The sequence below is a fragment of the Aeromicrobium sp. genome (genome assembly GCF_037719875.1).
In the GTDB taxonomy this organism is placed as follows: domain Bacteria; phylum Actinomycetota; class Actinomycetes; order Propionibacteriales; family Nocardioidaceae; genus Aeromicrobium.
This window is the reverse complement of sequence record NZ_JBBJMJ010000002.1, coordinates 334,732-354,750: the sequence shown is the minus strand read 5'-3', so window position 1 is coordinate 354,750 and position 20,019 is coordinate 334,732. Positions and strand designations below refer to the sequence as shown.

Genomic DNA, 20,019 nt, shown 5'->3' with positions numbered 1-20,019 from the left:
TGGCTGGGTCCAGATCTCAGGCAGCGATGACGCTGCGGAGCCTTGCGATGAGCCCGGTGTGCGGCTCGGCGTGCGGCTCGATCTCGCGGTCGATCGGGGCGGCGACCGCCACGGACTCGCGAGCGGAGTCCATGATGCGGCGACCGTGACCCGTGAGATCCGGGTGGTCCATCGGCACTCCGGCCGATGCGGCGAGGAACGAGTGCTCCTTGACGCGGGCCTTGCGGAGCGCGGGCTCGGTGCTGTGGGCGTCGAGCAGGGTGCGGGCGCCGGGCATCTCTGCGGCGGCGTTGACCCATGCTGTGACGGCCATCAGCTCGGGGGCTTCGACGCCCTCGGTGACAAGGCGATCCATCTGGCCGCTGAGGCGCTGGAACCACGTCATCTGGAGGTCGAAGAGGAGCTCGGTCTCGTTCGCGAAGGCCTCGCGGGCTCCGTCGACCGTGTCGAGCAGTTCGGTCAGCGTGACATCGCGCTGCAGGTCAGCAATCGCGAGCATGTCACGCAGTGTTTCCTTGCGACGGTTATAAGCATCCCAGGTCATGGTGTGCTCCTTTCTGTTCCGTCGAATCGAAGGTTCCATACCCTCGGTACGTACTCTCAGTATGTTCGATGCTCGACCCGTAGGCAAACCCTCGGTATGTGATTCGCCCCACCCAGGGTCCCGAGCCGTAGACTTCTCCGTATGGCCCACCCCGCACGCGTGACGAAGAACGTCCTGCGCACCGCTCGAAAGACCACGCGGCGCCAGGACTACTCGTCAAGCACCAAGCGCGCCCTGCTCAACAGCGCCACGGTCCTGTTCACCGACCACGGCTACGCCGGCACGTCGCTGGACGAGGTCGTGGCGGCTGCCCGGGTCACCAAGGGCGCGCTCTATCACCACTTCCCCAGCAAGCTCGCGCTGTTCGAGAGCGTCTTCTTCCGCGTGCAGGAGGACACAACCCACGAGATCGAGAAGGCGATCAACGCCTCGAAGGATCCGTGGGAGCGTGCCCAGATCGGCCTGGAGAAGTTCCTCGAGGTGTGCCGCGAGCCGCAGTTCCGCCGCATCTGCATGCAGGAGGGTCCCGTCGCACTGGGCCACGAGCGCTGGCACGAGGCCGAGAAGGCCGCCTCGTTCGGCATCGTCCAACGGACGGTCGACGACCTGCTGGCCGATCTCGGCGGCGGCACGGACCTCAACGAGGCCTTCGGTGCGGTGTTCTACGGCGCGATCCGATCCGCATCGGAGTATGTCGCCGATGCCGAGGACCCGGATGCCGCCAGTGATGACGTGCAGGCATCGATCGGCACGATCCTCGCGGGCCTGCGCCTCCTGCCGGCGATCGATCAGCCCTAGCCGAGATTGACCGAGCCGCCCTCGTCGGGCACGAGCTCGAGGAAGACCTTGCCCGGATCGATCGTGAAGGGTGCGCCGTCCTTGGTCGTGAAGTTGATCGAGTCCTCGAGACCCGGCTTGCGCCACTTGACCTCGTTGACGGTGTTGCCGTGGAACACCATGGCGCGACCGCGACCCTCGAGCTTGGTCTCGGGCACCGGGTTGCCGGCCGGATCGGTGTAGCCGGCGTCGCCGACCTCGCAGAACAGCACGATCATCGTGTTGGCCTTGAAGTCCTTGCCCGGGGCGGCATGACCGTTGGTGCGCTGCCACTTGCCTCCGGCAAGCTTCCAGCCCGTCGCAGTGGAGTTGGAGAAGCGGACGGTCGCCTGCCGGGTGCGCTTGGCGGCCGGCGCTGTCGCCGCGCTGTCGCTGGGGGCGGGCGTCGCCGGCTCAGAACTCTTGGGGGTCCACGGCAGATAGGGCCCGTTGATCTTGGTGGCCTTGGCCTTCTTGGCCACCGTCTTGAGGTTGATCAACCGGTTGTAGGGACGTGACTTCGCGGGATCGCTGCTGAAGCCGGCGTCGCCGGCGTCCTCGGAGACCACCGTGATGCCGGCGTTCTCGACCCGCTTGAAGGTGCCACCCGCGCCACCGGAGGCCACGACCTGGCCGCCGACCGGCGCGGCGATGCCGATGTCGGTGTCACGCAGCGAGCGCACATGGCCGACTCTCGACGGCAGGTTGGAGTAGTAGAGCGCCGCGAGCCTGGTCAGGCCGCCCTCCACGAGCTCCTCCACGACCAGGTCGGCCTTGTTGAGCCCGTACTGCGGGGCGCCGGCGTCGGTGTTCTCAACCTTGACGACGAAGACCGGATTGGCCGGCCGACCGTCGGGCAGGACGCGTCCGGTCAGCGGCGAGACTTCGACGAGCTTCTTGCTGGCGCCCTTGGAGGCTTCCGGTGTCGTGGGTTCCTTGGCTCCGTCCGAGGAGGAGCAGGCGGCCAGAGCGAGGGCGACGGTGGACATCGCAACGAGCAGACGCAACTTCATGCCGCCAGCATGCCTCATGGCGAGGCCGTCCAGCGCACCGACTCGGGTCTGTCGTTCAGCTGCTCTCCGGCGGTTCCGGCGGCGTCGTTCTGGACGGGTCGGATCGGGTCGACGCCGTCTTGGCGGGGGCCGTTCGCACAGCTGTCTTCTTGGCGGCGGACTTCTTGGCCGGTGGTGGCGACTCGGTGACGACCCGCAGGGCAGCGGGATCCGCGACGGGTCGAGCACTATGCGACGCACGGCAACGGAGCTCACTCAGCAGCCAGCCCAGGGCGAATCCCACAACCGCTGCCAGCACGAGCCAGACAGTGATCTCACCGACGGTGTATCCGGACACTGATCAATCTCCCGTCACGACGAAGTCGACCCGGCGGTAGCGCTGGGCAAAGGCTCCGGCCGTCGAGGTGCGAACCGAACCGAAGACCTTGGTGCCGATCCGGCCGGGGCGCACGCCTGCCGCCACGAGGTATGCCTTGACCGCCGCGACCCGGGCGATGCCGAGTCGCTCGCCCTTGACCGGGTCCGCTGGTCCGGTGTGCCCTGCGGCCTCGATCGCGAGGCGGCGGTTGCTCCTGAGGATCTGCGCCACGACATCCAGCACTCGCTGGTTGCGGGCGCTGAGGCGAGCCGCGCCTCGCGCGAAGTAGAGAGTCGAGGAGTTGAGGAGTGCCGCATCGTCCTCGGAGAGATTGCCGGGCTCGACGGTGAGCCGGCTCCTGACCTCCAGGTCCGGGACCTCGGCCGCGACGAGCTGCAGGATCTTGGCCGCTCCTGCATGACTCTCGATCCTGCCGGTCAGCGCCATCGTGCCCGACTCGTCGATCTGCAGGTCGAGACCCTTGATGCTGGCGATGTCGCCGAACACGTCCGGGAGCCTGGTCAACCAGCCCGCCGAGCCGACCGAGGGATCGATCACGAGATCACCCGTGACGGGCACGGCGAATGCCTCGGCGGCCTGCGCCTTGAGACCTGCTGCAGCATCGGCATCTGGCACGGTCCCGCTGATGGCGACACCACGGGTCGTACGGCCGAGGACCAACGTCGGCGCCGTGGGCGAGCCCTTCTTGGCTCCTGGCTTCGCAGCGGCGTCGGTGGACTCGACATCCGCTGACCGAACGCCCTCGATGCCCTCGACGACGAGCTCGGCCCGGTCGAGGTCGGCCGCGTCACCGCCGCTCAGCACCGCCTCGCGGCCCGAGAGCTCGACCTCGATGCCGCCGAGGCCCGCAGCGGTGAGCGCCCGGTCGACACGGGTACGCAGATCGTCGGCCACCGAGGCCGATCCGACGAGAGCACCGGCGATCACGATGGCGACGAGGGCGAGGCCCATGAGTGCAGCGAGTCCCTTGAGACGTTCCTCCGACACTCCCGCTCCTGCCTCGACACCGCAACGGATGCTCAGACTATCGGGTGGGCTGGCTGTCCTGAGCGCATGTCAGTGGTGGCTGGGACGATGGAAAGATGACTGCTGCACTCGCTCGATTCGCTCCCGCCACACGGCAGTGGTTTGACGAGTCCTTTGACGCTCCGACTCCCGCCCAGATCGGTGCGTGGGAGGGTGTCGCGGGCGATGACCACGTCCTGGTGGTTGCGCCGACCGGCTCCGGCAAGACCCTCGCAGCATTCCTCTCCTCCATCGATCGCCTGATGCACGCCGGCGAGTCCGAGGGCACCCGGGTCCTCTACATCTCGCCGCTCAAGGCGCTCGCCGTCGATGTCGAGCGCAACCTCCGCTCGCCCCTGGTGGGCATCACCCAGGCCGCCGCGCGACGCGGTGATGACTTCCGTGGGGTGACGGTCGGCGTACGCTCCGGCGACACGACCCCACGCGATCGCCGCGCACTGGTGACCCACCCGCCCGACATCCTGATCACGACGCCCGAGTCACTGTTCCTCATGCTGACCTCGGCAGCCCGCGAGACATTGCGCACTGTCGACACGGTCATCATCGATGAGATCCACGCCGTGGCCGGCACCAAGCGTGGTGCTCACCTGGCGGTCTCCCTCGAGCGCCTCGACGCCCTGCTCCCGGCGCCGGCCCGCCGCATCGGGCTGAGCGCCACGGTCCGCCCGCACGACGAGGTCGCCCGATTCCTCGCTGGCTCCGCTCGCGTCACCGTGGTCGCACCAGAGGCCGAGACCCGGCTGGCGCTCGAGGTCGCCGTGCCGGTCGATGACATGACCAAGATCCCGGCTCCCCCGCGTGAGGAGGGCAGCGGCGCCCGGTCCCTCACTGACGACGACCAACCTCGTGGCAGCATCTGGCCGCACGTCGAGGATGCCGTGATGCGTCGCGTGCTCGAGCACAGATCGACGATCATCTTCGTCAACTCCCGCGGCGTGGCCGAGCGGCTCACTGCGCGGCTCAACGAGGCATACGCCGAGCACCTCGGTGCCGAGACGGACACCGAGGTCACGCGCCCGCCTGCGCAGGTGATGGGCGGCAGCGCCCAGACCACGGGAGCGCAGACCACGGGAGCGCAGACCACGGGAGCGCAAACCACGGGATCTCCGACGACAGGGGCACAGACCGACGGCGCGGAGACTGTGCTCGCGCGGGCCCATCACGGCTCGGTCAGCAAGGAGCAGCGCGCACTGATCGAGGACGAGCTCAAGTCCGGTCGCCTGAGGTGCGTCGTGGCGACCTCCAGCCTCGAGCTCGGCATCGACATGGGCGCGGTCGATCTCGTCATCCAGGTCTCGTCCCCTCCTTCGGTTGCCAGCGGCCTTCAGCGAGTGGGCCGGGCGGGCCACCAGGTCGGAGAGATCTCCCAGGGCATCACGTTCCCCACCTCCCGTCAGGACCTCCTCGGGGCGGCGGTCACGACCTCGCGCATGCAGCAGGGACTGATCGAGCGCCTGGACATACCGGCCAATCCGCTCGACATCCTGGCTCAGCAGACCGTCGCGGTCGTGGCACTCGAGCCGATCGATGTCGAGGAGTGGTTCGACACCCTGCGCCGCAGCGCCCCCTTCGCGACCCTCCCGCGATCGGCCTACGACGCGACGCTCGACCTGTTGTCCGGGCGATATCCATCCGATGAGTTCGCCGAGCTCCGCCCACGACTCGTGTGGGACCGCGACACCGGCACGCTGACCGGCCGGCCGGGCGCCCAGCGACTCGCGGTGACAAGCGGGGGCACCATCCCAGATCGCGGCATGTTCTCGGTCAACTTGGCGGCCGGCACTGACGAGTCCGGCAGCCGTAAGGTCGGTGAGCTCGACGAGGAGATGGTCTACGAGTCCCGCATCAACGATGTGTTCGCCCTCGGCGCCACGAGCTGGAAGATCCAGGAGATCACGCACGACCGGGTCATCGTCACGCCGGCATTCGGCCAACCCGCTCGGCTGCCGTTCTGGAAGGGCGATGCGATCGGCCGGCCCTATGAGCTCGGTGAGGCGATCGGCGGATTCGTACGAGAGGCCACCAACTTGGCGCCGGCCACGCTCGCCGATCGGATGTCGAGCCTCGGTCTGGACCGCCGGGCGTCGGACAACCTCGGCTCCTACCTCCGCGACCAGAGGAGGCAACCGGGCAGGTGCCGTCCGACCGCACCCTCGTCGTCGAACGGTTCCGTGACGAGCTCGGCGACTGGCGGGTCGTGCTGCACTCACCCTTCGGCCGCCGCGTGCACGCCCCGTGGGCCCTGGCGGTGGCCGCACGCATCATCGAGCGCTTCGGCATGGATGGTTCGGTCGTTGCCAGCGATGACGGCATCGTCGCGCGCATCCCCGACACCGAGGCCGAGCCTCCTGGTGCGGATCTGTTCGTCTTCGACGCCGACGACCTCGACAAGATCGTGACCGAGGAGGTCGGCGGCTCCGCCCTGTTCGCCTCACGCTTCCGCGAGTGCGCTGCGCGCGCCTTGCTCCTGCCGCGCCGCAACCCCGGGTCCCGTGCGCCCCTGTGGCAACAACGTCAGCGGTCCGCGCAGCTGCTCGACGTCGCGCGCAAATATCCGTCGTTCCCGATTCTGCTCGAGACTGCCCGGGAGTGCCTGCAGGATGTCTACGACCTCCCGGCGCTGACGGCACTGACCAAACGGTTGGCGTCGCGGGACATCCAGATCGCCGAGGTCACGACCGAGCGCGCGTCACCATTCGCCCAGACCCTCCTGTTCGGCTATGTCGCCGCGTTCCTCTATGAGGGCGACACCCCGCTGGCCGAGCGGCGGGCATCCGCACTGACCCTTGATCCCACCCTCCTCGCCGAGCTGCTGGGCCGCGCTGAGCTGCGCGAGCTGCTCGACCCAGAGGTCCTGGATCACCTCGAGCTCGAGCTGCAGCGCCTGACCGCCGATCGGCGCGCCAAGGACATCGAGGGAGTCGCCGACCTCCTTCGCATGCTCGGCCCCCTGTCGACCGACGAGGTCGCGGCCAGGTTGCAGCCTGATGCCGCGCCGGAGGCGGGCAGGTGGCTCGCCGAGCTGTGCGACAACCGTCGTGTCGTCGAGGTGGCGATTGCCGGCGACGTGCGGTGGGCCGTGGTCGAGGATTCAGGACGGCTGCGCGATGCGCTGGGAGTCGTGGTTCCGCTCGGTATCCCCGCGGCATTCCTGGAGGTCACGACAGACCCGCTGACCGACCTGATCTCGCGCTACACCCGGACCCACGGTCCGTTCACGGCAGCCGAGGCCGCGGCACGATTCGGCCTCGGCAGCGCGGTCGCCCTCCAGGTTCTCCGGCGACTCGCACGTGACGGGCGGCTGACCGAAGGTGAGTTCCGGCCGCAGGCCACCGGCACCGAGTGGGTCGAGCCCGGAGTCCTTCGGCGTTTGCGGTCCAGATCCCTGGCCGCAGCCCGCCAACAGGTCGAGCCGGTCGATCCACTGACCTTCGCGCGGTTCCTGCCGTCATGGCAGGGCGTGGGCGGCAACCTCCGCGGCGCGGACGGAGTCCTGTCGGCCATCGATCAGCTGGCCGGGCTGGCACTCCCTGCTTCGGCCTGGGAGTCCCTGGTGCTTCCGGCACGAGTTCGCGACTATTCACCCACGATGCTCGACGAGCTCACCGCCGCCGGCGAGGTGGTCTGGTCTGGCGCCGGGTCGCTGCCCGGCAACGACGGCTGGGTCCAGCTCCACTCGGCAGACTTCGTTCTTCGGGCGGCAGGGGTCCAGCAGGTCGAGCCGGATTCCCTGCAGGCGACGATCGTCGAGGCCCTCCAGGGCGGCGGCGCGTTCCTCTTCCGACAGCTCGCCGACGCGATCGGCAGCGATGATCACGGCGCACTGGCCGGAGCGCTGTGGGACCTCGTCTGGTCCGGACGGGTCAGCAACGACACCTTCGCACCGGTCCGCACCCTGGTCGGGCGCGGCGGCGCCCACCGCACGACCCGACCCGCGCCCCGCGCGCGCATACACGGCCGCCGCGCCCGTTCGCCCCGGGTCGCGCTGCAGGGCCCACCGACCGTCAGCGGGCGCTGGTTCGCCCTCGCCGAGAGCGTGACCGACTCGACCAGCCTGCAGCTGGCCCGGACCGAGTCGCTGGTGGGCCGATATGGAGTGGTGACCCGCGGCTCGGTCATGGCCGAGCAGACGCCGGGCGGGTTCGCAGGGGTCTACCGCGTCCTGCGCGAGCTCGAGCAGACCGGGTCTGTGCTCCGTGGCTACTACATCGAGACGCTCGGCGCTGCCCAGTTCGCAGCCCCTTCGACGGTCGACCGCATGCGCGGACACGTCAATGATGACGACAGGCCGACCGATGCCCCGGCGATGACCCTGGCCGCCACCGACCCGGCCAACCCCTATGGCGCCGCCCTCCCGTGGCCCGACCGCTACACAGACGACTCGGTCCGCCATCGCCCGGCGCGCAAGGCCGGCTCCCTCGTCGTCCTGCATGACGGGCGCCCCGTGCTCTATCTCGAGCGCGGCGGCAAGAAGGTCCTGGTCTTCGACGCCGAACCTGCACGGTTGGCCGCTGCTGCGGCCTCCCTCGCGATGACCGTTCGGGCGCGGCGCATCAGCAGGCTGACGATCGAGACCGCCGACGGGCAACCTGTTGCCACCTCGGTGCTGGGCGAGCCACTGCTCGAGGCCGGGTTCGAGCGCACGATCAAGGGGCTGCGACTCGATGCCCGAGGGTGACACCGTCTGGCGCACCGCACACCACCTGCGCGAGGCCCTGGCCGGGCGGGAGCTGACCCGAACCGATTTCCGGGTGCCGGCATTCGCGACGGTCGACCTCAGCGGAGAGCTGGTCGACGAGGTCGTCAGTCACGGCAAGCATCTGCTCATCCGGACGCCGGACCACTCGATCCACTCCCACCTCAAGATGGAGGGCGCGTGGCACATCTACCGGCTGGGCTCGGACTGGCGCAGGCCCGGTCATTCCGCCCGAGCCGTGCTCGAAAACGACGAGTGGCAGACCGTCGGCTACTCGCTCGGGATCCTCGAGGTGCTGCCCCGGGGCACTGAGCACACCGTGATCGGACACCTCGGCCCCGACCTCCTCGGCCCGACGTGGGACCTGGACGAAGCGGTCCGCCGGGTCGCCGCCGATCCCGACAGACCGATCATCGTCGCGCTGCTCGATCAACGCAATGTTGCCGGATTCGGCAACGAATACGCCAACGAGCTGCTGTTCCTGATGGGACTTCTGCCGACTCGCCCGGTCGGAGAGGTCCCAGACCTGCGCCGGGTCATCTCGCGCGGGCAGCGAATGCTCGACGTCAACAAGTCCCGGGTTGAGCGCTCCTTCACCGGCAGCACCCGCGAAGGCGAGGATCGGTGGGTCTACAACCGGGAGCGCGGCCGCTGCCGGAGATGCCACGGTCGACTGCGTGCCGGCAAGCTCGGCGACAGACCGACGACCGAGCGGGACACCTTCTGGTGCCCGCGCTGCCAGACCTGAGCTCGCCTGGACCGAAGCCCTCCCCTGGCTAGAGCTTCTCGATCGCCGCCCTCTCGTCATCCAGCTTGTCGAGCACGAGCTTGCCCGCGGTCGGGAAGAAGTTGTCGGTCCAGCCGGGATACTTCGCGATCGTCTTGTCGGCCTTGAACGACGGGTCGAGCGCCAGCACCGCCTTGCGGAGGCGCGGCCTGACCTCCCTGCTGACCTTTGCGGCCTGACCGAGCATCTTGCTGATCTTGTCGTTGTTGAGCGCCGACCTGGTCCCGCGGACGTACTCATATCCCCTCAGCTGGGCCTTGGTCTCCGCGTCATAGACCGCCGCCAGCGTCTTGCAGGCCGCACGATAGGACGTGCCTGAGCACTGCTCGGACTGGTAGAGCTTGAGCGCCGTCGACCGGTAGAGCTTCGTCGACTTGATCCGCAGGTCGGCGTAGGAGTTCTTCTTCTTGGCGATGGAGGACACGCAGGTGGCCTGGTCGCAGAACACGCCGCCCGGCTCGGTGACACCATCCTTGAGGAGGAACTTCGTCGCCTGGTCATACACCTTGCCGGGCCTGACTGATGCCTTGTTGACGGCGAGGTTGAAACGACAGTCGCGCTCGAGCTGCCCCAGCGCCTTCGCAGCGGCCTTGGCGTAGGCCTGCACGGCCTTGGCCCGACGGTCGGCCCGGTCTCCCGGCGTCGCTGTAGTCCGAGCTGATCGAGGCCATCAGGCCGTTGTCGCCGACCGTCGGGAGCCGGTCGGCCGAGCTCGCGACATCGACGCGAGATGCCGCCACGGCATCGCATCCACCCTCCTGGGTGGCAATTCCCCGGGGGCTCGTCGTGTCCTTGCGCGGGTATGTCCCCTTGGGCAGCCGTGCGGTCGCCGCGAGGAGGACGGGCTTCTCCTTGGACTTCCAGATTGCGTAGTCCTCGTCGTAGTCCGACGCCTTGGCGCCCGCCGCCGAGGACGCATAGACGAAGAGCCCCACGACCAGGGCCACGACAACCAGGGCGATGACCCCGAGAACGATCAGGAGGCGCCGTTTGTTGCGGGGCGCGGGCCCGGTCGTGGGACCAGGCGGGCTGGCCGGTTCGGAGCTGGGTGATGCGGCGTCGGTCATGCGGTCCTACCCCCGGAACACCCTGTTCGACTCCTCACGCCCGAGCGGGTGCGGTGCCCGGCGCGCAGGCACCATCATGCCCCGTCCGCAGACCGAATGGCACGAACTTTCTCGGGCCGCGCCTCAGGCCGGAACCGAGACCTTCGACTTCTCGGTGAACACCATGTCCTGGTCGAGATCGGTTCGCCTCATGTCATAGGAGTCCAGCAACCAGTTCTGCCGGATCGTCCACGGCGACTCCGTGCCCTGCTGCGGCAGCTGGCCCGCGACGCGCAGGACATATCCGGACGTGAGATCGAGGATCGGCCGGGGCTGTCCCGAGGCCCCCTTGGGATCAGGCATCCCGAAGGCATACCCCTTGGCGTCGAGGTGGTTGATGAACTGGCAGACGTATTGCGACGACAGATCGGCTCGCAGGGTCCACGAAGCGTTGGTGTAGCCGACGCACCAGGCGAAGTTGGGCAGGCCGCTGAACATCAGGCCCTTGTAGACGTAGACGTTGTGCGGGTCGACCTTGACCCCGTCGACCTCCAGCTCGAGCTGGCCGAAGGCGACGACCTGCAGTCCTGTCGCGGTCACCACGATGTCGGCGTCGAGGTGCTCTCCGGAGTCGAGGTCGACTCCGGTCGGTGTGAACGACCGGATCGTGTCGGTCACGATCGACGCCTTGCCATGGCGGATCGTGCGGAACAGATCGCCGTCCGGCACGATGCACAGGCGCTGGTCCCACGGCTTGTAGCGCGGTGTGAAGTGCGACATGTCGGTGCCGTCGGGCAGCTGTCGCTTCGCCCGGCCGAGCAGCAGCTTGGTCGCCGCCTTGGGGAACCGGCGGCAGAACTGGAAGAAGCCGATCGTGATGATCGCGTTCTTGCGGCGGATGGCACGGTGAGCCAGCTTCGCCGGCATGACCTTGCGCATGACGTGCGCGATCTTGTCCTCGGCGGGGAGGGTCGTGATGTATGTCGGTGAGCGCTGCAGCATCGTGATGTGCTCGACGTCGTCTGCCATCGACGGGATCAGGGTGACAGCGGTGGCCCCACTGCCGATCACGACGACCTTCTTGTCGGCATAGGCCAGGTCCTCGGGCCAGAACTGCGGATGGATGACCTGACCCTCGAACGAGGAGAGGCCCGGGAACTCCGGCTGATAGCCACCGTCATAGCTGTAGTAGCCACTGCACAGGTAGACGAACGAGGCCGTCTGCACGACGGTCTGCTCACCGACCTGCGACGTCACGGTCCAGAGGGCGGCCTCCGAGGACCACGACGCCGACAGGACGCGGTGACCGAACCGGATGTTCTGCGCGATGCCGAACTCGTCGGCGGCGTCCTCGATGTAGGTGCGGATGTCGTGACCGTCAGCGATCGCCTTGCGATTGGTCCACGGGCGGAAGGGGAAGCTCAGGGTGTACATGTCGGAGTCCGAGCGGATGCCGGGGTAGCGGAACAGGTCCCACGTGCCGCCGACCGCGCTGCGTGACTCGAGGATCGTGTAGGACTTCCCCGGGCACTGCTCCTGCAGTCGATAGGCCGCCCCGATGCCGGAGAGACCTGCTCCGACGATGATGACGTCGACGTGGCTGGGGGTTGTGCTGTCCGCGCTCATGGTGGCCTCTCGCATACCGTTGGTATGCGAAACTGTAACGCACAGTGACGCTCCAGGTCACGAGTGTGTTGCGCCACAGTTGCCGGCCCGCCCTAGGATCTGCCATATGACTCAGCGCCTCGAAGACGTCGACGTCCGCACGGAGCCTGGCTCGGATCGGGGTCTCGGCTGGCTCCTCACGCTGGGTGGGGCGATCGGGCTGCTGTCGGCCGCGATCCTCATCATCGAGAAGATCAATCTGCTCGAGAATCCCAAGGGACCGCTCGCGTGCGACCTCAACCCGATCGTCGGGTGCGGCAGCGTCATCAACACCGATGAGGCGTCGGTGTTCGGTTTCCCCAACCCGCTCCTGGGGGTCGCCGGCTTCGCCATCGTCATCACGCTGGGCGTCCTGTTGTTGGCTCGGCAGACCCTGCCCTCATTCGTCTGGATCGGCCTCCAGGCCGGTGTGACATTCGGGATCGGTCTGGTCACCTGGTTGCAGTTCCAGAGCATCTACGACCTCAACGCACTCTGTCCCTACTGCATGGTCGTGTGGGCAGTCACGATCCCGATCTTCGTGTGGGTCACGGCGCGCAACCTGCGAGCCTTCGCGCCGGCGAGCCCCGTCACGCGGTTCGTGAGCGACTGGACGTTGTTGGTCAACATCCTCTGGTACGTCGCAGTGGTCGCTGCCATCTGGTTCCAGTTCGGCTCCGACCTCTGGGCGTGACGGGGCGGGCCTATCGCGGGTGCCGCGGGGGTTGCCATGACGAGGTCGTCGACCTGATCGGGCGGTATGCCGTGGCGGTGACCGGCTTCGATCCACGGACCGACGCTTCGCCGACGCCGTGATCGACTAGCTGGCCGCGGCGACACGCTCCAGGACCGTGGCCAGCCGGATGTCCCGGTCGGTGATGCCACCGACGTCGTGGCTGCTCAGCCGGATGTCGACCCGGTCGTAGACATTGGTCCACTCCGGATGGTGGTCCATCTCCTCGATCGGGCCCGCTGCGCGGTTCATGAAGTCGAGCGCTGCCCTGAAATCGGCGAGCTGGAACGACTTGACGATCGCGTCCCCGTCGTGGGACCAACCGTTCAGGGACTCGAGGGCTTCTTCGATCTGGGCGTCGGTGAGCGAGGGCATGCCACCGACGATACGTCCGACTCCCAGCGCAGCGTTGCGCTCAGGTCGTGAGGCGTCGTTCGAGACCGTCGAGGAGGGTCTCGAGTTTGCGGTCGTACCACCCACGGTCCGCCCACATCTCGTCGATGTCGAAACCGTTGAGGGACAGTCCGGGCAGTTGATCGCGGCTTCGCGTCCCGGCGATCTTGCGAAGGCGGGCCACGTGGGTCGAGCAGGTCAGCACGAGCGTGCCGATCGAGTCGATCGCCATGGCGGCATCCTCCGCGGAGAAGCCTTGGCTGTGCAGCGACTGGATGTAGGGATGCATCAGCTCGACCGCCTCGACCGGCCAGTACGGGGCCGTGAGTGCGGTCAGGTCATAACCGGGATAGGCATCGCAGACGGCCCACACCGACTCACCTATCGCGGCGAACAGCTCGCGCCACTCTGCCTGCGGCTCCGGCCAGGTGACCGATTGGACGGCATATCCGATGGCCTTGGTGACCAGATCGTCGCGATCAGTCACGTAACGGTAGAGACCCGAGTGGGCGACGCCCAGCCGACGAGCGACCGACGGCATGCTGAACTCCGCGATGCCATCAGCCAACGCGGCCGCGACGATGATTTCCGTGGTCAGGGCGCGAGGTCTGCCAGGTCTGCGGGTCATGGCGTAGATGGTACGGCTCGGCGCCCCGGCCAGTTTGATTTTTCGCTGATTTCGTAGCGATGAATGTCACTTCGTGTTGGTGCATGGTTTTTTGTGCTCTTGCCGCAGAGCTGCCGGGATCTGTCGCAGATCTGCTGGGATCTGCCGGGATCCCTTCTCGGGCGCCTCCGGCGCGAGGGAGGGGCCCACTCGATTCCCTCTGCCTTTTCACGAATGACAGAGCCCCGCTCGCCCAAAACCGGGGCGAGCGGGGCTCTGTCATTCGTGGAGCTGCCGGGAATCGAACCCGGGTCCTATGGCGCTGAGTCAGGGCTTCTCCGGGTGCAGTCCGTCTGTCGCTTTTCTCAGCCCCGGCGCTCGAACGGACGCGTCGCCGACAGGCTCAGTCGCAGAAAAGTCCCGATCACACGCTGCGACGCCGTGTGATCAGCAAGTCCCCTAAATGAGACTGGCAATCCGGAGCGGGAACGCCCCCGGGCCAGCCCTTCACCTATCGCTTAAGCAGCGAGGGCGAAGTCAGTGCGCTTTGAATCGGCACTTGTGGTTTCCAGAGATCGTTTGAGAGATAACCCTGGATCCTCTACCCGCTTCACCTGAATCGAACGACCTTAGTCGAAACCGATCAGCCCCTCTTGAGTTTTCAAACGCCGCCGTAGCAGCGATCCCATCCTACTCCTCCTCAACCACGAATCCGATCCAACAATTGCTCGCCATGCGTCCGAACGGCTCCCGACGGCAACGAACCAACGACCGGTGGGCGCCGGCTAGTCCTCGGCTTGCAACAAGGACGGGCTGACCTTGCGGCCGTGGATGAGAGCGGCAGCGCAGGCACCGGCGACCACCAGCATGCCGGCGCAGATCAGCGTGCCCGTGCGGAAGCCCGGGCCGAATACCTGCGGATCAGCGAAGTCCTTGCCGGCGATCCCCGCGATCGGCGGGATGGCCGCCACCACGAGCAGCGATGCCGTCCGCGCCACGGCATTGTTGATGCCGGACGCGATGCCGGTCTGCGAGTCTGGAGCGGCCGCGAGCACGGCCGTCGTCAGGGGTGCCACGAGGATCGTGATGCCGATCCCGAAGAAGATCGCGCCCGGCAGGACATCGGTCCAGAAATTGGTGCTCTCGTCGATGCGCAGCCACAGAAGGAGCCCAGCGGCTCCCACCAGGGGACCCAACGTCATCGGCCAGCGCGGGCCGATCCGAGCGCCCAGCGCGCCTGCCTGCGACGAGAACAGCAACATGATCAGGGTCATCGGGATCGTGGCCAGCCCCGACTCCAAGGGCGAGTAGTCGGCGACGTACTGCAGCTGGAGCACGAGCAGGAAGCCCGATGCTGCCAGCGCACCATAGATCGCGAAGGTGCAGATGTTGGCGGCCGTGAAGACCCGATCGGCAAACAGGCTCAACGGCACCAGCGCATTCGGGGTGAACTTCTGGTGGATGACGAACACGATCATCAGCACGATCCCGACGGACGCCCAGACCCAGGACTTGTCGACCAACCCATAGGTCAGGAAGGCCAGGCCCGCGGCCGTCAGCCCGGCCCCGACAAAGTCGATCGGATCCTGCTCCCCCGTCGTCTCCGGCACGTGCTTGATCGACAGCCAGATGACCAGCGCGGCGAGCGGTACGTTGAGCCAGAAGATCGATCGCCAGCCGATCGCATCGACCATCCATCCGCCGAGAAGCGGGCCGATCGCCGTGGTCACCCCGGCCAGGCCCGACCACGTGCCGATCGCCGCTCCGCGGTCCTCAGGGACGAACGAGGCCGAGATGATCGCGAGGCTGCCCGGCGTCAGGAGCGCCGCGCCGATGCCCTGGAGTCCGCGAGCCGCGACCAGCACCTCGATCGTGGGCGCGACCGCGCAGAGCACCGAGGCGACCGCGAACCCGCTGATGCCGAGGACATAGACCTTGCGGCGGCCGAGCCGGTCGCCCAGGGAGCCGCCGACCAGGATCAGCGCAGCGAGGGTCAGCGTGTAGGCATTGACAGTCCATTGCAGGCCCGTCAGCCCGGCATCGAGGTCGCGGTCCATCGCTGGCAACGCGAGCGAGACGATCGAGCCGTCAAGGAACGCCATGCCGGAGCCGAGGATCATGGCCGCGAGAAGCCAACGCCCCTGCGCGCTCGCGAGCCTCACGGCGCGACCCCGAACAGGTCGGCACCGTTGTGCCACAGCACGTCCCGCAACCAGTCGTCGCCGAGATCGAGCCGCTGAAGCACCTCCACCTGGTGCGCATACGGATAGGGGATGTTGGGAAAATCAGTGCCGAACAGGATCCTGTCCTGCAACCCGCGCAGGCGGGGGACGACTCCGTCAGGAATCGGTAGACCCCAGAAGTCGACGAATGCCATCGTGGTGTCGAGTCGCACATGGTCGTAACGGTCTGCCAGGTCAAGGAATTCCGCGATCTCCGGCATACCCAGGTGGGCGATGACCAACGCCAGGTCGGGGTGACGGGACAGCACGTCGGCGACCCCCGCCGGCCCGGTGTGCGTGCCGGGCGCGGGTCCTGAGCCGGCGTGCAGGACGACCGGCGTGCCGCTCTCGGCAAGGGCCCCCCAGACCGGCTCGAGCAGCGGGTCGTTGGGGGCGAAGTCACCGACCTGGACGTGGGCCTTGAAGACCTCGACCCCGTCAGCGATGGCCTTCGGCACATAGGTCGCCGCGTCGACCTCGGGATAGAACGTCGCCGAGCGCAGGGCATCGGGAGTACGCTCGGCGAACTCCCAAGTCCACTGGTTCATGAAGCCCGCGACCCCGGGCTTGTGGGCGTAGGACAGAGCGGAGAACTTCTGGACCCCGATGGCCCGGAGCTGCTCGACCCGCTCCTCGTCACTCCCGCGATAGGTGATCGGCCATGGGCGGCCGAGCAACGGGCCGGCAGAGTCGAAATAGGCCCAGACCTTGGCGAGGATCGCCGGCGGCATGAAATGGGTGTGCACGTCGATGATGCCCGGCAGGCCCAGATCGGCGAGCCACCCCGGCAGGTCGGTGTCGGCCAACGGCACCGCTACATGCCCTTGAGGCGACGTCCGAGATCGCGCTCGGCCTCACGGGTCGCGTCGCGCTCGGCGATCGCGTGGCGCTTGTCGTAGGTCTTCTTGCCCTTCGCCAGGGCGATCTCGACCTTGGCCCGCCCGTCCTTGAAGTAGAGCGCGAGCGGGATGATCGTCAGGCCCTTCTCGGACGTACGCCGCTCGATGCGGTCGATCTCCTGCCGGTTGAGCAGCATCTTGCGGCGCCTGCGGGTCTCGTGGTTGGTCCAGGTGCCCTGCGTGTACTCGGGGATGTGGACGTGCAGAAGCCAGGCTTCGCCGCGCTCGATCTCGCCGAATCCGTCCACGAGGGATGCGCGACCAGCACGCAACGACTTCACCTCGGTGCCAGTGAGGACGAGTCCGGCCTCAAAGGTGTCTTCGATGTGATAGTCGTGGCGCGCCTTCTTGTTCTGCGCAACCAGCTTGCGCCCGGTTTCCTTGGCCACCGACCTATTGTGTCATTCGGACCGAGCTTCAGGACCGTACGGCCTGCAGCACGATCGGATCGATGCACCCGCTGGCGAAGCCGGCGATGCGTCGATCGATGTCACGACGCAGCAGCCGCGCGCCGATTCGCTCGGCAATCGGCGCCAGCCAGGCGGGCCGGCAGCTGAAGTTGTAGCGCCAGGTCGCACGGGTCCCGCCGCCCGGCTCGGGCGCGAACCGCCAGCCACCGGCGAAGGAGGCGAAGAACCAGGGTCCTTCGACCATCTTCATGCCGACGTTGGTGGGCGGGTTGAACGAGACGTACTGGCTGACCATGCGCAACATCCGGACCCGGTGCTGGGTCTCGGTCCGCACGCCCTTGGCAGGGGTCGTGGCGCCATCGAGGAAGTGCTGCTCGTGGATGAACGGATCCCACCTCAGCCTGGCCTCACCGGTCGTCTGCGAGACCGCAAACGCTGTCGCGTGGTCGACCGGCACCACGACGCTGGACTCGACGAGCCGCACGTATCAGAGCCAGCCCGTCGGGTTCACGGTCGAGCCGTTGGCGATCACCATGAAGTGCAGGTGGCAGCCGGTCGAGTAGCCGGTCGTGCCGGAGTAGCCGATCGTCTCGCCTCGTTTGACCCGCTCGCCCGCGCTGACGGTCCAGCGGGTCAGGTGGTTGTAGGTCGTCACGACGCTCTGGCCCCGCATGCGGCCGTTGTTGAGGATCACCCGGTTGCCGTAGGCACCGTTGAAGTAGGTCTGCAGGACGGTACCGCTCGCCGCCGCGCGGATCGGGGCGCCGCAACCCGTGCCGAAGTCGGTGCCGTCGTGCAGCTTGTAGACCTTGAGGACGGGGTGCAGGCGCATGCCGTACGGCGAGGTGACCGGGCCGGCCGCCGGGCGGGAGAGCGTGCCGCCGCCGTCACCGCCGGCGTTCTTGACCTGCTTGGGGGTCAGGGCCCGGATCCGCGCCTCGAGGTTGTTTCGCTCAGACTCCAGTGAGGCCACAAGCGCGCGATCGTCCTCGCGCAGCTTCTCCGCAGTGGTGCGAGCCCCGCGTCGCGTCGTGACGAGCTGCGCGACCTGCGTGGCCTGTGCCGCCGCCGCAGACTCCAGTTCCTGCTTGCGGACCAGATTGGCTGCCGCGGCTTTCCGCTGGATCTTGACCTGGTCGCGCAGCTTCCGGACCTTGTCGCGGTTGACCTTGAGGATCACGCGGGTCGCGGAGAGCCGCTGCAGCGTGGCCACCTGGTCGTCGCTGACTGCCTCATTGAGACTCACCTCCTGGGAGAACTCACCGGGTTCCTCGCCCTGCAGGAGGCCACTGAACGCGCGCATGCCCGGATCGCCCTGCTGGATGGTCTCCACGGCGAACTGCTCGACCTTGGCCTCGGAGCTGCGGAGCTGGGCCTTGCCCTTGCTGAGCCGTGCGATCGCAGCATCGAGCCCGGCCTCCGAGGACACCAGCTTGGCCTGCATCTCGTCGTCCTGGGCCTTTGCCGTCGCGAGTGCGCCACGCGTCCCGCTGAGCGTCGAGCGGGCCGTGTCCAGCTTGCCCTGGGCGGTCTTGAGCGCCGCGACGGCGTCGGCATACTTCTTGGTCGAGAGCTCGAGGTCCTCCTTGGCGTCACCGATCTTGCCGCTGACGCCGTCCTTCTTCTTCTCGAGGTCGTCCTTCTTGTCGGCGAAGGACGGTGCCGTGAGCGTGGCGATCAGCGTCGTCGCCAGCAACGCTGCCGTCAGCGTCTTGCGAGTGGTGAAAGCTCTGCGCCTTGTGAAAACCATGACCTCGACCTTGGGGGAAGGTTCCTCAGCAGAGCTGGGGACTGTCGAAAACCGTCAAGTTCGACTTTAAAGTATCGGTGCCACAGGTCAAGGCATTGGCGCCACACGGCGCGCTCCCGCCTCTGCCGACCTCAGACGTCGAGATACTTGCGGGTCATCACCAGGGTCGGGATCAGCGCGAGGACCAGGGCGAGCGCGGTGGTGGCGCCGGCAACCATGAAGGCTTCCTGCCAGCCCACCCAGGTCGTGATCTGCCCAAGGGTGTCGCGCAGATAGCCATAGACCACGAAGTACATGAAGGCGCTCAGCCCCGCCGCAGCCAACGCTGCCGAGATCAAGGCGGCGAGCAGGGACTCCAGGACGAACGGCAGCTGGATGTGCCAGCTCGAGGCACCCACGAGTCGCATGATGCCGATCTCGCGCCGCCGCGCATACGCGGTCATGCGGATCGTGTTGGAAACCTGCAGGATCGCGGCCGCGATCAGCAGGATCGAAGTCGCGATCGCGGCATATTTGAGCTTGTCGAGGGCGCTGAACAGCGGTCCGAGCTGCTCCTTCAGCGAGTTGATGTTGCCGACGCCGTCCATGCCCGACACCTGGCTCCGGACGCCTTCGTACTTGTTGGCGTCCTTGAGCGTCACGAGATAGGACTCGGGGAACGACGAGGGACTCAGCGTCTCGAGCTGCTTGCGCCCGGTCTCGGACTGCCCGAAGACCGCGCGGGCCTGCTCGTAGTTGTCGGCCGGCGTACGGACGTCGATCGCCTTGACCTCGGCGTTGCCGCGCAACGCCTCCTGGACGGCTGATTTCTGGTCGTCGGTGGCGACACCGCCGAGGCAGTTGGCGCTCGGCGAGTTCTTGGTGCAGAGGTAGACCTGTAGCTGGAGCCGGTCGCCGAAGTAGCGCTCTGTGCGGTCGGCCTGGCTCTGCATCAGCAGACCGAGGGCCGCAAGCAGCAATGAGACGGTCATCGTGACGACCAGCGAGATCGTCATGGACTTGTTGCGCGACAGGCTCTGGCCCAGCTCGCTGAGGGTGCTTCGCATCGCGCCTC

18 protein-coding genes, 1 other RNA gene and 1 pseudogene are annotated in these 20,019 nt (G+C 67.4%); 5 read left to right on the top strand and 15 right to left on the bottom strand.

Annotated features, from left to right (window positions below; translation table 11 throughout):
• Nucleotides 1-16 precede the first annotated feature (16 nt).
• Nucleotides 17-544, bottom strand: coding sequence for a hypothetical protein (locus tag WKF39_RS04545; RefSeq protein ID WP_340386039.1), 528 nt, complete (start codon nt 542-544; stop codon nt 17-19).
• A 141-nt stretch (nt 545-685) separates the two neighbouring features.
• Here WKF39_RS04545 and WKF39_RS04540 point away from each other — a divergent pair, with 141 nt between their 5' ends.
• Entirely contained in the window at nt 686-1,342 is a 657-nt protein-coding gene (locus WKF39_RS04540) for a TetR/AcrR family transcriptional regulator (protein WP_340386038.1), read from the top strand.
• On the opposite strand, the gene WKF39_RS04535 is transcribed toward WKF39_RS04540, so the two are convergent.
• On the bottom strand, nt 1,339-2,373 hold the full coding sequence (locus tag WKF39_RS04535) for a DUF3048 domain-containing protein (protein WP_340386037.1): 1,035 nt from the start codon (nt 2,371-2,373) through the stop codon (nt 1,339-1,341). The two genes, WKF39_RS04540 and WKF39_RS04535, sit on opposite strands and share 4 nt — an antisense overlap.
• Before the next feature lie 340 nt (nt 2,374-2,713).
• Nucleotides 2,714-3,739, bottom strand: coding sequence for an OmpA family protein (locus WKF39_RS04530; RefSeq protein WP_340386036.1), 1,026 nt, complete (start codon nt 3,737-3,739; stop codon nt 2,714-2,716).
• A gap of 95 nt (nt 3,740-3,834) precedes the next feature.
• On the opposite strand from WKF39_RS04530, the pseudogene WKF39_RS04525 reads away from it, so the two are divergent.
• From WKF39_RS04525 to WKF39_RS04515, 3 genes and pseudogenes are all read left to right on the top strand, one after another.
• A pseudogene (locus tag WKF39_RS04525) lies at nt 3,835-5,064 on the top strand (DEAD/DEAH box helicase); the annotation flags it as partial.
• Between the two features lie 848 nt (nt 5,065-5,912).
• Nucleotides 5,913-8,456 carry a crosslink repair DNA glycosylase YcaQ family protein gene (locus WKF39_RS04520; RefSeq protein WP_340386035.1) on the top strand — a complete coding sequence of 848 codons (2,544 nt, stop codon included), beginning with the start codon at nt 5,913-5,915 and terminating at the stop codon, nt 8,454-8,456.
• Entirely contained in the window at nt 8,443-9,222 is a 780-nt protein-coding gene (locus WKF39_RS04515; protein ID WP_340386034.1) for a DNA-formamidopyrimidine glycosylase family protein, read from the top strand. Before WKF39_RS04520 ends, WKF39_RS04515 begins: the two co-directional genes overlap by 14 nt.
• Before the next feature lie 28 nt (nt 9,223-9,250).
• On the opposite strand, the gene WKF39_RS04510 is transcribed toward WKF39_RS04515, so the two are convergent.
• The 3 genes from WKF39_RS04510 to WKF39_RS04500 form a co-directional block, all read right to left on the bottom strand.
• Complete coding sequence (locus tag WKF39_RS04510) at nt 9,251-9,868, bottom strand: hypothetical protein (protein ID WP_340386033.1); 618 nt, start codon at nt 9,866-9,868, stop codon at nt 9,251-9,253.
• Nucleotides 9,759-10,328 carry a hypothetical protein gene (locus WKF39_RS04505; protein ID WP_340386032.1) on the bottom strand — a complete coding sequence of 190 codons (570 nt, stop codon included), beginning with the start codon at nt 10,326-10,328 and terminating at the stop codon, nt 9,759-9,761. Before WKF39_RS04505 ends, WKF39_RS04510 begins: the two co-directional genes overlap by 110 nt.
• Before the next feature lie 123 nt (nt 10,329-10,451).
• The gene (locus tag WKF39_RS04500; protein ID WP_340386031.1) at nt 10,452-11,933 is read right to left on the bottom strand and encodes an NAD(P)/FAD-dependent oxidoreductase; all 1,482 of its coding nucleotides are present in this window, start codon (nt 11,931-11,933) and stop codon (nt 10,452-10,454) included.
• 106 nt (nt 11,934-12,039) lie between these two features.
• Between WKF39_RS04500 and WKF39_RS04495 the strand changes: the two genes are divergently transcribed.
• Nucleotides 12,040-12,645: a vitamin K epoxide reductase family protein gene (locus tag WKF39_RS04495; RefSeq protein WP_340386030.1), complete on the top strand. Its 606-nt coding sequence runs from the start codon at nt 12,040-12,042 to the stop codon at nt 12,643-12,645.
• 126 nt (nt 12,646-12,771) lie between these two features.
• On the opposite strand, the gene WKF39_RS04490 is transcribed toward WKF39_RS04495, so the two are convergent.
• The 9 genes from WKF39_RS04490 to ftsX form a co-directional block, all read right to left on the bottom strand.
• A complete protein-coding gene (locus WKF39_RS04490; RefSeq protein ID WP_340386029.1) occupies nt 12,772-13,059 on the bottom strand; it encodes a 4a-hydroxytetrahydrobiopterin dehydratase in 288 nt (95 codons plus the stop codon).
• A gap of 40 nt (nt 13,060-13,099) precedes the next feature.
• Entirely contained in the window at nt 13,100-13,705 is a 606-nt protein-coding gene (locus tag WKF39_RS04485; RefSeq protein WP_340386028.1) for a TetR/AcrR family transcriptional regulator, read from the bottom strand.
• 262 nt (nt 13,706-13,967) lie between these two features.
• Nucleotides 13,968-14,335: a transfer-messenger RNA gene (ssrA, locus tag WKF39_RS04480) on the bottom strand.
• Between the two features lie 134 nt (nt 14,336-14,469).
• Complete coding sequence (locus WKF39_RS04475) at nt 14,470-15,846, bottom strand: MFS transporter (RefSeq protein WP_340386027.1); 1,377 nt, start codon at nt 15,844-15,846, stop codon at nt 14,470-14,472.
• The gene (locus tag WKF39_RS04470) at nt 15,843-16,712 is read right to left on the bottom strand and encodes an amidohydrolase family protein (RefSeq protein WP_340386026.1); all 870 of its coding nucleotides are present in this window, start codon (nt 16,710-16,712) and stop codon (nt 15,843-15,845) included. Before WKF39_RS04470 ends, WKF39_RS04475 begins: the two co-directional genes overlap by 4 nt.
• Nucleotides 16,713-16,720: 8 nt before the next feature.
• Entirely contained in the window at nt 16,721-17,194 is a 474-nt protein-coding gene (gene smpB, locus WKF39_RS04465; RefSeq protein ID WP_340386025.1) for an SsrA-binding protein SmpB, read from the bottom strand.
• 28 nt (nt 17,195-17,222) lie between these two features.
• The gene (locus WKF39_RS04460) at nt 17,223-17,699 is read right to left on the bottom strand and encodes an SRPBCC family protein (RefSeq protein ID WP_340386024.1); all 477 of its coding nucleotides are present in this window, start codon (nt 17,697-17,699) and stop codon (nt 17,223-17,225) included.
• Between the two features lie 3 nt (nt 17,700-17,702).
• On the bottom strand, nt 17,703-18,965 hold the full coding sequence (locus tag WKF39_RS04455; protein WP_340386023.1) for a peptidoglycan DD-metalloendopeptidase family protein: 1,263 nt from the start codon (nt 18,963-18,965) through the stop codon (nt 17,703-17,705).
• A 131-nt stretch (nt 18,966-19,096) separates the two neighbouring features.
• On the bottom strand, nt 19,097-20,011 hold the full coding sequence (gene ftsX, locus WKF39_RS04450; protein WP_340386022.1) for a permease-like cell division protein FtsX: 915 nt from the start codon (nt 20,009-20,011) through the stop codon (nt 19,097-19,099).
• Nucleotides 20,012-20,019: the final 8 nt, after the last annotated feature.

Bases quoted from the DNA above. Each gene is read 5' to 3' on its own strand.
- WKF39_RS04490 (WP_340386029.1), bottom strand. From the start codon at position 13,059: ATGCCCTCGCTCACCGACGCCCAGATCGAAGAAGCCCTCGAGTCCCTG.
- WKF39_RS04545 (WP_340386039.1), bottom strand. From the start codon at position 544: ATGACCTGGGATGCTTATAACCGTCGCAAGGAAACACTGCGTGACATG.
- WKF39_RS04505 (WP_340386032.1), bottom strand. From the start codon at position 10,328: ATGACCGACGCCGCATCACCCAGCTCCGAACCGGCCAGCCCGCCTGGT.
- WKF39_RS04515 (WP_340386034.1), top strand. From the start codon at position 8,443: ATGCCCGAGGGTGACACCGTCTGGCGCACCGCACACCACCTGCGCGAG.
- WKF39_RS04495 (WP_340386030.1), top strand. From the start codon at position 12,040: ATGACTCAGCGCCTCGAAGACGTCGACGTCCGCACGGAGCCTGGCTCG.
- ftsX (WP_340386022.1), bottom strand. From the start codon at position 20,011: ATGCGAAGCACCCTCAGCGAGCTGGGCCAGAGCCTGTCGCGCAACAAG.
- WKF39_RS04540 (WP_340386038.1), top strand. From the start codon at position 686: ATGGCCCACCCCGCACGCGTGACGAAGAACGTCCTGCGCACCGCTCGA.
- WKF39_RS04500 (WP_340386031.1), bottom strand. From the start codon at position 11,933: ATGAGCGCGGACAGCACAACCCCCAGCCACGTCGACGTCATCATCGTC.
- WKF39_RS04485 (WP_340386028.1), bottom strand. From the start codon at position 13,705: ATGACCCGCAGACCTGGCAGACCTCGCGCCCTGACCACGGAAATCATC.
- WKF39_RS04455 (WP_340386023.1), bottom strand. From the start codon at position 18,965: ATGGTTTTCACAAGGCGCAGAGCTTTCACCACTCGCAAGACGCTGACG.
- WKF39_RS04535 (WP_340386037.1), bottom strand. From the start codon at position 2,373: ATGAAGTTGCGTCTGCTCGTTGCGATGTCCACCGTCGCCCTCGCTCTG.